The 11,813-nt window shown below is 67.9% G+C and carries 10 protein-coding genes; 5 read left to right on the top strand and 5 right to left on the bottom strand.

What is annotated here, in order from left to right; genetic code table 11:
* Positions 1-5 precede the first annotated feature (5 nt).
* The 3 genes from CJ301_RS02195 to CJ301_RS02185 all read left to right on the top strand — a co-directional run bounded on the left by CJ301_RS02195 (position 6) and on the right by CJ301_RS02185 (position 1,894).
* Positions 6-569 (top strand): PqiC family protein, encoded by a 564-nt coding sequence (locus tag CJ301_RS02195; protein WP_254050040.1) that lies wholly within the window; start codon positions 6-8, stop codon positions 567-569.
* Between the two features lie 66 nt (positions 570-635).
* Positions 636-857 (top strand): hypothetical protein, encoded by a 222-nt coding sequence (locus CJ301_RS02190; protein WP_099273734.1) that lies wholly within the window; start codon positions 636-638, stop codon positions 855-857.
* Positions 858-934: 77 nt separating this feature from the next.
* Positions 935-1,894 (top strand): magnesium transporter CorA family protein, encoded by a 960-nt coding sequence (locus tag CJ301_RS02185; protein ID WP_099273732.1) that lies wholly within the window; start codon positions 935-937, stop codon positions 1,892-1,894.
* A gap of 31 nt (positions 1,895-1,925) precedes the next feature.
* Here the strand turns inward: CJ301_RS02185 and CJ301_RS02180 are convergent, their stop codons facing one another.
* From CJ301_RS02180 to CJ301_RS02160, 5 genes are all read right to left on the bottom strand, one after another.
* Positions 1,926-3,557, bottom strand: a complete 1,632-nt coding sequence (locus CJ301_RS02180; RefSeq protein WP_099273730.1) for an alpha-D-glucose phosphate-specific phosphoglucomutase — start codon at positions 3,555-3,557, stop codon at positions 1,926-1,928.
* Between the two features lie 4 nt (positions 3,558-3,561).
* Positions 3,562-5,676, bottom strand: a complete 2,115-nt coding sequence (gene glgX / locus CJ301_RS02175) for a glycogen debranching protein GlgX (RefSeq protein ID WP_254050039.1) — start codon at positions 5,674-5,676, stop codon at positions 3,562-3,564.
* Entirely contained in the window at positions 5,673-7,112 is a 1,440-nt protein-coding gene (gene glgA / locus CJ301_RS02170; protein WP_099273728.1) for a glycogen synthase GlgA, read from the bottom strand. Before glgA ends, glgX begins: the two co-directional genes overlap by 4 nt.
* Positions 7,112-8,374 (bottom strand): glucose-1-phosphate adenylyltransferase, encoded by a 1,263-nt coding sequence (glgC, locus tag CJ301_RS02165; RefSeq protein ID WP_099273726.1) that lies wholly within the window; start codon positions 8,372-8,374, stop codon positions 7,112-7,114. The genes glgA and glgC overlap by 1 nt, the downstream gene beginning before the upstream one ends.
* 151 nt (positions 8,375-8,525) lie before the next feature.
* Complete coding sequence (locus CJ301_RS02160; RefSeq protein ID WP_099273724.1) at positions 8,526-9,203, bottom strand: nucleoside/nucleotide kinase family protein; 678 nt, start codon at positions 9,201-9,203, stop codon at positions 8,526-8,528.
* Between the two features lie 373 nt (positions 9,204-9,576).
* Here CJ301_RS02160 and otsB point away from each other — a divergent pair, with 373 nt between their 5' ends.
* Both otsB and CJ301_RS02150 read left to right on the top strand, forming a co-directional pair.
* Entirely contained in the window at positions 9,577-10,359 is a 783-nt protein-coding gene (gene otsB / locus CJ301_RS02155) for a trehalose-phosphatase (protein WP_099273722.1), read from the top strand.
* Between the two features lie 2 nt (positions 10,360-10,361).
* The gene (locus tag CJ301_RS02150; protein ID WP_099273720.1) at positions 10,362-11,741 is read left to right on the top strand and encodes an alpha,alpha-trehalose-phosphate synthase (UDP-forming); all 1,380 of its coding nucleotides are present in this window, start codon (positions 10,362-10,364) and stop codon (positions 11,739-11,741) included.
* Positions 11,742-11,813: the final 72 nt, after the last annotated feature.

The following is an 11,813-nucleotide window of genomic DNA, read 5'->3' as shown; positions in this document are numbered from 1 at the left end:
CCATGATGACCCGTATCCTTCCCGCCATGGCGCTGCTTTCGGCTCTCGCGGCCTGCGGCGGCCCGGAGCTGCGCTACGCGGTGCCGCAGGTGGCGCCGACCGAGAAGATCTCCATCGATTTCGAGACGGTGGAGCTGCGCGAGATCACCCTGCCGACCTATGCGGCGCTGGAGGTCATCTATGTCGAGACGCCCGAAGGCGTGATCACCCCGGCCGAGGACCTGCTCTGGGCCGACGACCCGGTGCGCGCCGCGACGCTGGAGCTGGCCCGCGCGCTCAGGCTTTCGACCGGCGCGCGCGTCGCCTCCGAGCCCTGGCCCTTCGACGATTTCGCCGAGGCCCGGCTCGAGGTGCGCATCGAGGAATTCCTCGCCGATGCGCGGGGCCGTTTCCGCGTGGCGGGGCAGTATTTCGTGGCCACCCGCGACGCCGAAGGCCGCGACAGGGCCGAGACCTTCGAGATCGCGGTGCCGATCCCGCCCGCCGCGGGCGCCAGCGGCCTCGCCGCGGCGCGCGCCGCGGCCATGGCGGAGCTGGCGCAGACCATCGCCAAGACCGCGATGCGCTGAGGAAATCCGCAATGGCGGAACGAAAAAGGCCGGATCGTTCGGCCCGGCCAAGCAGGAGATGATGCGATGAAAAGACTGTTCGAGGTGCGCAGTCCGTTTTTCGTGCCGGTCTGGCGACGGGTGGTCGTGGTGGTGCTGGTCTTCGGCTGGGCGCTGATCGAGCTGTCGCAGGGCGCGCCGGGCTGGGCGCTGCTTTTCGCCGCGGCGGGCGCGTGGTGCGCCTGGCAGTTCTTCTTCGTCTTCGATCAGCGGCCCGGCGGCCCGAACGACCCGAACGACCCCGGCTGAGCCGCCACGCGGCGACTTGGAGAGGATCACGCGCGCGCTAGCTTGTTGGGACGATTGACCAAACAAGGAGACCGCCGATGCTCGCAGCCTATCAGCACGAGGGGTCGGGCCTTGCCCCGCTGGGGCCCGACCGCGACCTGTCCCAGGCGCATTGGATCGATCTCTTCGGTCCCGATGCCGAGGAGACGGCGCGGGTCGAGGCCTTCGGGATCGGCGTGCCCTCGCTGGAGGACATGGAGGAGATCGAGATCTCCAACCGCCTGCACCGCGAGGGCGATTGCCAGGTGATGACGGTGATGCTGCCCGGCCGCGACGAGAAGGGCCGCCAGTTCTCGGCCCCCGTGACCTTCCTGCTGACGCCCGAGCGGCTGGTGACGGTGCGCCACCACGCGCCGCGCCCCTTCGATACCTTTCCCTCCCGCGCGGACAGGTCGAGCGCGGGCACCGATACGCCGGTGCGGATCTTCCTGGGGCTGGTCGAGGAGATCATCGCGCGGCAGGCCGACCTTCTGGAGGCGACGGGCCGGGTGCTCGACCGGGTGGCGGGAGAGGTCTACGGCGACGAGGCCAACGACGTCGAGGGGCTGCGGCTGGCGCTGCGCGACGTGGGCCAGCAGGGCGAGCTGACCGCCAAGGTGCGGCTGGCGCTGTTCACCATGGAGCGGATGCTGTCGACCTTCATCACCTGGAACGCGACGATGAAGGCGCGCGACCCGCAGATCGGCACGCTGGCCAAGGCGCAGATGCGCGACATCAACGCGCTCGAGGTGCATCTCGACTTTCTCAACAGCCGCGTGGCGCTGGCCACGGACGCGACGCTGGGCATGATCAATCTCGACGAGAACGCGGTGGTGCGCACGCTGTCGGTTGTCGCGGCGCTGTTCCTGCCGCCGACGCTGATCGCCTCGATCTACGGGATGAACTTCGCCCACATGCCCGAGCTGGACGAGCCCTATGCCTATTTCATCGCACTCGGCGCGATGGTGGCCTCGGCGGCGGGCACCTGGATCTGGTTCAAGGCCAAGGGCTGGCTGTAAGGCCCCGCCGCAGGCGGCGGGGCCTCGGGCCTCAGGTGATGACGTTCGGCGCGTCGCGGCCCGTATGGGATTTGATGCCCGCGATCTCGTCGGCGGCGGCGATGATCGGGGCGAGCGCCTCCTGCGGGTCGCGGTCGCATTGCGCGGGATCGGTCTCCAGCGCTTCGAGATAGACGCGCAGCGTCGCGCCGACCGTGCCAGTGCCCGACAGCCGGAACACCACGCGCCCGCCATCCTCGAAGCCGATGCGCAGCCCCTGGCCCGTGGCGCGCGAGCCGTCGACCGGATCGTCATAGGAGAACTCGTCGGCGGTCTTGACGGTGAGCCCGGCAAAGCTCTGCCCCGGCAGGCTGCCCAGCTTGCCGCGCAGTTCGTCCATCAGCGCGTTGGCCTTCCGGGTCTCCACATCCTCGTAATCATGACGCGAATAATAGTTGCGCCCGTATTCGGCGTAGTGCTCGGACAGCAGCTCCTTCACGCTCTTCTTCGTTTCGGCGAGGATGTTGAGCCACAACAGCACCGCCCAGAGCCCGTCCTTCTCGCGCACATGGTCCGAACCGGTGCCGGCGCTTTCCTCGCCGCAAAGCGTGGCCTTCCCGGCGTCGAGCAGGTTGCCGAAGAACTTCCAGCCCGTCGGCGTCTCGTAGCAGGCGATGCCCTTCTTCTCGGCCACGCGGTCGACGGCGGCGGAGGTCGGCATGGAGCGGGCGACGCCCTTGAGCCCGCCCTTGTAGGCAGGCGCCAGATGGGCGTGGGCCGCGAGCAGCGCGAGGCTGTCGGAGGGGGTGACGTAGACGCCGCGCCCCATGATCATGTTGCGGTCGCCGTCGCCATCCGAGGCCGCGCCGAAATCGGGCGCGTTGTCGGACATCATCGCCTCGACCAGATCCTTGGCCCAGATCGGGTTCGGGTCGGGGTGGCCGCCGCCGAAATCGGGCGAGGGGGTCGCGTTGACGACCGAGCCCGAGGCCGCGCCGAGCCGGTTTTCGAGGATCTCGACCGCGTAGGGGCCGGTCACCGCGTGCATCGCGTCGAAGCGCAGCCGGAAGCCGCCCGCGAGCAGCGCGCGGATCGCGTCGAAGTCGAAGATCTCCTCCATCAGCATGGCGTAATCGGCGACCGGGTCGACCACCTCGATCTGCATCTGGCCCAGCGTCGAGGTGCCGGGGCTGGAGAGGTCGATGTCCTGCGCCTCGGTGATGCGGTAGCGGGTCAGCCCCTGCGTCGCGGCATGGATCTTGTCGGTGATGCTCTCGGGCGCGGGGCCGCCATTGGCGGCATTGTATTTCAGGCCGAAATCCTCGTCCGGGCCGCCGGGGTTGTGGCTGGCCGAAAGGATCAGCCCGCCATCGGTGCCGCGCTTGCGGATGAGATGCGAGGCGGCGGGGGTCGACAGGATCGCGTCCTGACCGACGATCACCTTGGTCGCGCCATTGGCGGCGGCCATGCGCAGGATCACCTGGCTGGCGCGGTCGTTGAAATAGCGCCCGTCGCCGCCGAGCACGAGCGTCTTGCCCTCGATCCCGCCGATGCCGTCGAAGATCGACTGCACGTAGTTTTCGAGGAAATGCGGCTCCTTGAAGGTGCGGGTCTTCTTGCGCAACCCGCTGGTGCCGGGCTTCTGGCCCTGGATGGGCTTGGTGTTCACCGTGATCTGTTCCACTGGTTCAATCTCCTCGGCTTGCGGGGTCGGTGCGTGTCGTCTCGTCGGGTTCGAGCACCATGACGACAACGGAGCGGCCCCTGATGCGGGTCCGGCCGCCATGCGGCCTGGGCGGGGCGTCGGGGCGCGCGCTGTCGATGTGGCGCACCCAGAGGTAACCTTCGGGCGGGGCGGGCAGGGTGACGAGGCAGGGCCCGCCATTGTTGATCACCGCGAACAGCGCGTATTCGAGCGCTGCGTAATCGGGCGTGCCCGAGGCGGTGCGCATCTCGAAGGCGACGAGGCGGCGCTCGGGGTCCTGCCAGTCGGCCTCGGTCATCATGCGCCCGTCGGCGCGGCGCCAGAACAGGTCGGTGCGGTTGTCGATCTTGCGGCTGCGCGCATGCAGGAAGCGCTTCTGCCGCAGGATCGGATGGGCGCGGCGAAAGGCCACGAGCTTGCGCACGAAGGCGAGAAAGGCGGGGTCGGTGCCCTCCCAGTTGACCCAGCCGATCTCGTTGTTCTGGCAATAGGCGTTGTTGTTGCCCTGCTGGCTGTTGCCCAGCTCATCGCCCGCGAGCAGCATCGGCGTGCCCTGGCTCAGCATCAAGGTCGCCAGCATGTTGCGCCGCCTGCGCGCGCGCGCGGCGTTGATCGAGCTGTCCTCGGTCGGGCCCTCGACTCCCATGTTGTCGCTGTGATTGGCGGAATGGCCGTCGCGGTTGTCCTCGCCATTGGCCTCGTTGTGCTTCTCGTTGTAGGAGACGACATCCATCAGCGTGAAGCCGTCATGCGCGGTCAGGAAGTTGACCGAGGCCGTGGCGGGGCGGTTGTCATGGTCGAACTGCCGCGCCGAGCCCGAGATCCGCGCCGCGAGCTTGCCGATCATCCCCGGGCTGCCGCGCCAGAAATCGCGCACCTGGTCGCGGAACTTGTCGTTCCACTCGGAGAACGGCGCGGGATAGGCGCCGAGCTGGTAGCCACCCGGCCCGATGTCCCACGGCTCGGCGATGAGCTTTACCCGGCCCAGCACCGGGTCCTGCCGGATCGCCTGGAAGAAGGGCGCGTTGCGATCGAAGCCCTCGGCCCGGCGGCCCAGCGCGGTGCACAGATCGAAGCGGAACCCGTCGACGCCCATCACCTCGACCCAGTAGCGCAGGCTGTCCATCACCATGCGCAGCACCATCGGATGCTCGATATTGAGCGTGTTGCCGGTGCCGGTGTCGTCGATGTAATGGCGGCGGTTCTCGGCAAGGCGGTAGTAGCTGGCATTGTCGAGGCCGCGGAACGACAGCGTCGGCCCCATCTGGTTGCCTTCGCCGGTGTGGTTGTAGACCACGTCGAGCAGCACCTCGATGCCCGCCGCGTGGAAGCGGTCGACCATGGCGCGGAACTCGGCGATGTCGTGCCCGGCCAGATAGCGCGGCTCGGGCGCGAAGAAGCCGAGCGACTGGTAGCCCCAGTAGTTCGACAGGCCCTTTTCCACGAGAAACCGGTCATTGACGAAGGCATGCACCGGCAGAAGCTCGATCGCGGTGACGCCGAGCCGGCCGAGGTGATCGAGGATCCTGTCGGAGGCGAGCCCCTGGAACCGGCCGCGATTGGCGATGTCGGGGCGGTCGGCGGTCATCCCCGCGACATGCGCCTCGTAGATCACCGTGTCGGCCATGGGCCGGTCTGGGTGCCTGGCGGGCAGAAGCTTCGAGGTGTCGCAGACCACGGCGCGCGGCATGTAGGGCGCGCTGTCGCGGGTGTCGTAGCTCAGATCCTGAAGCTTCGAGCGGGTGTCGTAGCCCTGCAACGCGTCGTGCCAGATCGGATGGCCGCTGATCTGGCGCGCGTAAGGGTCGATGAGAAGCTTGTTGGGGTTGAAGCGGTGGCCTTCGTCGGGGCGGTAGGGGCCATGCGCCCGAAAGCCGTAATGCTGGCCGGGCCTGAGCCCGTGGACATAGCAGTGCCAGACATGGCCCTCGCGCTCGGGCATGTCGATGCGCGCGGTCTCGCGGCCATAGCGCTCGAACAGGCACAGCTGCATGCGCGTGGCGTTCTGGGAAAAGACGGCGAAATTGACGCCGCCTGCATCGGGCGTGGCCCCCATGGGATGGGGGCGGCCGGCGCTGATCCGGGTTTTCTTGGTCATGCCGGGGCGATAGCATCCCGGTAGAGCGCCGCATAGGCCCTTGCCGAACTGGCCCAGCCGACGGGCTGGCTCATCGCGTTGGCCTGCATCCGCGCCCAAGTGTCCGGTTCGGCGTAAAGGTCGCACAGGCGGCCCAGCGCCACGGCCAGCGGATCGGCCGAGACGGGGTGGAACTGCAGCCCCGTGGCGACGCCGCGATCGAGCGCTGCGGGCGAGGCGTTGATCACCGTGTCGGCCAGTCCGCCGGTCAGCGCCACGAGCGGAATGGTGCCGTAGCGCAGACCGTAAAGCTGGGTCAGGCCGCAAGGCTCGAAGCGCGAGGGCACGAGGATCGCGTCGGCCCCGGCGATGAGCCGGTGCGACAGCGCCTCGTCATAGCCGATGCGCACCGCGACGCCGTCCTCGCGCGCCGCCTCGCGGAAGGCCTCTTCGAGCCCCCGGTCGCCCGAGCCCAGAAGTGCGAGTTGCCCGCCGCGCTCCAAAAGCGCGGGCAGGGCTTCGAGCAGCAGGTCGAGGCCCTTCTGCTCGGTCAGCCGCGAGACCACGCAGCACAGCGGACCGGAGGACTGCGGCAGCCCCATCTCGGCGCGCAGCGCGTCGCGGCTGGCGGTCTTGCCCGAAGGGTGGCGATAGGGCTCGGCGATGTTCGGGTCGGTCGCCGGGTTCCAGGCGCTCTCGTCGATGCCGTTGAGGATGCCCGAAAGGTCGCGGCGGCGCGCGCGCATCACCCCGTCGAGCCCCATGCCGAATTCGGGGCGCATCAGCTCGGCGGCGTAGGTGGGCGAGACGGTGGTGAGCCGGTCGGCCCGCATCAGCCCGGCCTTGAGCGCCGAAAGCTGGCCGTAATATTCGAAGCCCTCGGCGTGAAAGCGCGACCGGGGCAGGCCGAGCCTCTCGATCATGTGGTGACCGGTCAGCCCCTGGAAGGCGATGTTGTGGATCGTGAGAACCGTGGCGCAGCGCCCGCCCATCTGCGCGAGGTAGTCGGGCACGAAGCCCGCCTGCCAGTCATGGCAATGCAGCAGATCGGGCTGCCAGCCCTGGCCGTCGATGGTCACGCCCTCGGCGCCGATCCGCGCGGCCATAAGGCTCAGCGCGGCGAAGCGCTGCGGGTTGTCGGACCAGTCATTGCCATCGGCGCCGAGATAGATCGAGCCTTCGCGCATGTAGAGATGCGGCGCGTCGATCACGAAGAGATCGAGCCCGGCGGCATGGCCCGCGAGCAGGCGGGCCGTGCCGCCGAACAGCCTGTCCTCCGCCATCACCTGCACCGCGCCCGCCTCCAGCGCGGCCATCACCGCCGGGTAGCCCGGCAGGATGGTCCGCATCTCGATCCCTTCGGCGCGCAAGGCGGCGGGCAGGGCGCCCGCCACGTCGGCCAGCCCGCCGGTCTTGACCAGCGGCGCGCATTCGGAGGCGACGGAGAGGACCCGCATCAGAGCGACGCCGCCCGCGTGTCGAGCATGGCCTGCGTGATCAGCGTCACGCCGCCCTCCGAGACGCGGAAGAACTTCGCATCCTCTTCGGGGTCCTCGCCCACGACGAGCCCTTCGGGGATGGTCACGCCCGCGTCGATCACCGCGTTCTTGAGGCGCGCATGGCGCGCGACAGTGACGTAAGGCAGCACCACGGTATGATCGAGCACCGAGTAGGAATTGGTGTGGACCTGCGTGAACAGCAGCGAATTGCGCACCTCGGTGCCCGAGATGATGCAGCCGCCCGAAACCATGGAGGAGACGGCCGAGCCGCGCCGGTCCTTTTCGTCATGGATGAACTTGGCGGGCGGCGCGCTTTCCGAATAGGTCCAGATCGGCCAGTCGCGGTCCCACAGGTTCAGCTCGGGGTCGAAATTGGTCAGGTCGATATTGGCCTGCCAGAAGGCATCGACCGTGCCGACATCGCGCCAATAGGCCTCGCGCCCCTCGGCCCGCACGCAAGAGTCGTCGAAGCGATGCGCGATCGCCTTGCCGTTCCTGACGATGTCTGGGATCAGGTCGGTGCCGAAATCATGGCTGGACTCGTCGTTCTCGGCGTCGCGGCTCAGCAGCTCGCGCAGGTATTTCCACGAAAAGACATAGATCCCCATCGAGGCCAGCGCCTTGTCGGGCTGCCCGGGGATGGAGGGCGGATCCTTGGGCTTTTCCAGAAACGAGGTGATGCGGCCGTCCTCGTCGACATGCATCACGCCGAAGGCCACCGCCTCCATGCGCGGCACGGTCAGGCAGCCGACGGTGACGTCGGCGCCCGAATCCACGTGCTGCTGGAGCATCAGCTCGTAATCCATCTTGTAGATGTGGTCGCCCGCGAGGATCACCACGTAATCGACGTCGTAGCCGTCGACGATGTCGATGTTCTGGGTCACGGCATCGGCGGTGCCGCGGTACCACATGCTCTCGGACACGCGCTGCGAGGCGGGCAGGATGTCGAGGAACTCGTTGCGCTCGGCGCGAAAGAAGCTCCAGCCGCGCTGGCAGTGGCGGATCAGGCTGTGCGCCTTGTACTGCGTGGCCACCGCGATCTTGCGGATGCCGGAATTCATGGCGTTCGACAGGGCGAAATCGATGATCCTCGCCTTGCCACCGAAATAGACGGCAGGTTTCACGCGCCGGTCGGTCAGCTCGCGCAGGCGCGAGCCGCGCCCGCCGGCAAGCACGAAGGCCATGGATCGCTGCGAAAGTCTGCGGTGGGTCTGTGGCATGGCTTTGGGCCTCCCTGTCCCGGATCGACGAATCTGGAAGACAGCGCATGACGCGCCGCTCTCCCTTTCGTGAGCATAGATCGGAAACCGCCCCGAGCAACGTTCAATGTGATCTGGAAGGCCCGGTTTTTCCGAGACTTTTCAATCGAGGCTAGCCTTGGTATCCTGCCTTGCCCGGCGCATTGCCGGCCTCCATGTAGGCCGGGCGCAGCACCAGGTCGGCAGGCCGGCTGCGCTCGATCACGCGCTGGGCGTTGGGCACGTCGTTGTGCATGGCCCTTTGCGTCGCCGCGGCGCGGCTCAGCCCGTGGCCGAGCCAGCGCGCGATCAGCCGGGCGCGCAGGTCGGGCAGGGGCACGTCGAGAAAGGCCGAAACATCCCAAAGCCGTGCCAGCTCGGACCAGGGCGCTTCGTCGAGCAGCAGGTAATTGCCCTCGACGATGACGACCTGCGCATCGGCCTCGATCAGCTGCGCCCCGGCGATGGCGATGTCGCGGGCGCGGTCGAAGACCGGCGCGATCACCTCCTCGCCGCGCGCGAGCCGCTTGGCCAGAAGCACGAAGCCGCGGGCATCGAAGGTCTCGGGCGCGCCCTTGCGCGTGCGCAGCCCCCAAAGGTCGAGCACCGCGTTGTCGAGGTGGAACCCGTCCATCGGCACGGTGCGCGACACCAGCTTCTGCCGCTCCAGCCGCCGCGCCAGCTCGGCCGCCAGCGTCGACTTGCCGCTGCCCGGCGCGCCGACGATGGCGACGATCACCCTCGGCTTGCGGCTGGCCAGATCATGGACCCGCTCGGCCAGCGCGTTGATATGCGATGTGATGTCGAGCACGCGCGCTCCTCTCGCCTCGGGGCCGCTCCTTGCGGCCCGGATTCCCTCTTGCCGTCATACAGGCCGGGGCCTCCGACAGCGAATGATTCCTGAGCGCCCCTGCGCGAAGGCGCAAGGTCGGCGGGGCGATGACGCGGGGCCTCGTCGTTCTTCGGATCGCGGAAGGCCGGCTCGGCGGCACCTGTCCGAATGGCTTGTCATCGCCTCTGCCTTGGCGGACAACTACAGGGCATGGTGACGCCGCGGCAGGTGTCGGAACCTCCGCCTGGCGGGAACCCCGGCCTTTGCCTGCGGGTTTCACAAGGCAGCCCTCTGGCATGCGCGGCCCCCAAGGCTGCCGCCGGTCGACGGGCACGGGAATTGGAGACAGGGAATGTATTACGAGATGATCGGATTTCACGGAGAGCACCAGAGCGAGCACACGGTCGACGGGGTGCCCGAGCCGAAGCTCGATCGCTCGACGCTCTTTCTCGACTTTGATGGAACATTGGTCGAACTGGCCGACCGCCCCGATGCGATCGAGGTCGATCCCGGCCTCGAGGCTCTGCTGCGGGGCTTGTCGGAAAAGACGAGGGGCCGGGTGGTGATCATCACCGGCCGGGCGATCGAGGACATCACGCAATATCTGGGGGATTTCGACGGTCCGATCATCGGCGGACACGGCGCGCAGGAGCGGATGTCGGGCGAGATCCGCAACCATGAGCTGGCCGATCCCGAGACGGTGAAGCGCCTCGGAGAGATGACCCATGCCTTCGCCGCGACCCATCCGGGGCTGATCTGCGAGGAAAAGCCCACCGGCGTGGTGCTGCATTTCCGCCAGAACGAGGATCTCGCCGCGCAGGCCTATGCCTTCCTGCGGGCCCTGTCCGAGACGCATGAGGGCTTCGATCTGCACCATTCCAAGATGGCCTACGAGCTGCGCCCCGCCGGGATCGGCAAGGATGTCTCGATGCGCCGCCTGATGGAGAACGAGCATTTCGCCGGGACCATGCCGATCTTCTTCGGCGACGACGTCACCGACGAGCCGGCGCTGCACTGGGTGTGCGAACAGGGCGGCCTCGCGGTGAAGGTCGGAGAGGGCGAAACCGCCGCCGGATGCCGCCTGGGCGAGCCGGAAGCCGCGCGAAGGACGTTGCGCCGCTGGCTCGAGGCGTGACCATGAACCAGGGTCGTCTCATCGTCGTATCCAACCGCATCCCGACCGAGGCCGCCCCGTCGGGCGGTCTCGTGGTGGCGCTGCATGACGCGCTCAAGGAGCGCGGCGGCGTCTGGATCGGCAATTCGGGAAAGCGCGTCGCCACGCAGGAAGAGGCGCAGGGGCTCACCCGGATCGCGCAGGAGCCTTACGAGCGCTATTGCTTCGATCTGAGCGAGGAGGAGCATCAGGGCTTCTATCTTGGCTATGCCAATGCCACGCTCTGGCCGCTGTTCCACCACCGCACCGATCTTCTGGCCGTGGACCCCGATCAGGCCCGGATCTACCGCGAGGTGAACGACCGGGTCGCCGGGCTTATCGCCGATGTGGTGCGCCCCGGTGACGTGATCTGGGTGCATGACTACCATTTTCTGCCGCTGGCCGAGGCGCTGCGTCGCCGCGGGATCACCAACCGGATCGGCTTTTTCCTGCATATCCCCTTCCCGAACCCCTCCGACATGCCCGCCCTGTCCGAGCGCAAGCTGATGCCCGGCTGGCTTTCCTCCTTCGACCTGATCGGCCTTCAGACGCGGCGCGACGTGTCGAACGCGCTCGATTTTCTGCGCGACAACGGCGCGGAGCTGCTGCTGCGCGGCAAGATGAAGCTCGACTCGCGCACCTTCGAGATCGCGAGCTTCCCGATCGGCATCGATGTCGATGCCTTCGTCGAAGCCGCCGAGACCCATGCGGATTCGGGCGAGCATCTGCGCCTGTCGCCCGGCGAGCGGCTGGTGCTGGGCGTCGATCGCCTCGATTACTCCAAGGGCCTGCCGCAGCGCTTCGCCGCCTTCGGGGAATATCTGTCGCACCGCCCCGATCCGCAGATCCGGGCCACCCTGCTGCAGATCGCGCCGCCCTCGCGCGAGGATGTGGAGGCCTACAGGGAGATCCGGCAGGAGCTGGAAACCATCACCGGCCGGGTCAACGGCGAGATGGCCGAGCTCGACTGGACGCCGATCCGCTACATCCGCCGCAATATCGAGCGCGAGATCCTCGCCGGGCTCTATCGCCGCGCCGATGCCTGCCTCGTGACGCCGCTGGCCGATGGCATGAACCTCGTGGCCAAGGAATTCGTCGCCGCACAGGACGGCGCCGATCCCGGTGTGCTGATCCTGTCGCATTTCGCCGGCGCGGCCGAGCAGCTCGATGCGGCGCTGATGGTCAATCCCTACGATCCCGGCGAGACGGCGCGCGCCATCGACCAGGCGCTTTCCATGCCGCTGCATGAGCGCCAATCGCGGCATCTGAGCCTGATGCAGGCGATCCGCGAGACCGATATCGCCTGGTGGACGCGGACCTATCTCGCTGCTTTGCAAGCGAAATCCGTGCCGCTGAACGATTAGTGGCGAGGGGGCGAAATTCTTCGGAACCCTTCGCCCCCTCGACAGTTTGATGAATGAAGAGACGCCGTTCCC

The organism is Limimaricola cinnabarinus, from assembly GCF_002723615.1.
GTDB classification, from domain to species: Bacteria; Pseudomonadota; Alphaproteobacteria; order Rhodobacterales; family Rhodobacteraceae; genus Limimaricola; species Limimaricola cinnabarinus_B.
Note: the sequence above shows the minus strand (reverse complement) of the source record. Positions and strands in the feature narration are given on the sequence as shown.

Excerpts from the sequence above, each read along its gene's own strand:
- CJ301_RS02185 (WP_099273732.1), top strand. The coding sequence starts at position 935 with ATGCTCGCAGCCTATCAGCACGAGGGGTCGGGCCTTGCCCCGCTGGGG.
- glgA (WP_099273728.1), bottom strand. The coding sequence starts at position 7,112 with ATGCGGGTCCTCTCCGTCGCCTCCGAATGCGCGCCGCTGGTCAAGACC.
- otsB (WP_099273722.1), top strand. The coding sequence starts at position 9,577 with ATGTATTACGAGATGATCGGATTTCACGGAGAGCACCAGAGCGAGCAC.
- CJ301_RS02195 (WP_254050040.1), top strand. The coding sequence starts at position 6 with ATGACCCGTATCCTTCCCGCCATGGCGCTGCTTTCGGCTCTCGCGGCC.
- CJ301_RS02190 (WP_099273734.1), top strand. The coding sequence starts at position 636 with ATGAAAAGACTGTTCGAGGTGCGCAGTCCGTTTTTCGTGCCGGTCTGG.
- glgC (WP_099273726.1), bottom strand. The coding sequence starts at position 8,374 with ATGCCACAGACCCACCGCAGACTTTCGCAGCGATCCATGGCCTTCGTG.
- CJ301_RS02150 (WP_099273720.1), top strand. The coding sequence starts at position 10,362 with ATGAACCAGGGTCGTCTCATCGTCGTATCCAACCGCATCCCGACCGAG.
- glgX (WP_254050039.1), bottom strand. The coding sequence starts at position 5,676 with ATGACCAAGAAAACCCGGATCAGCGCCGGCCGCCCCCATCCCATGGGG.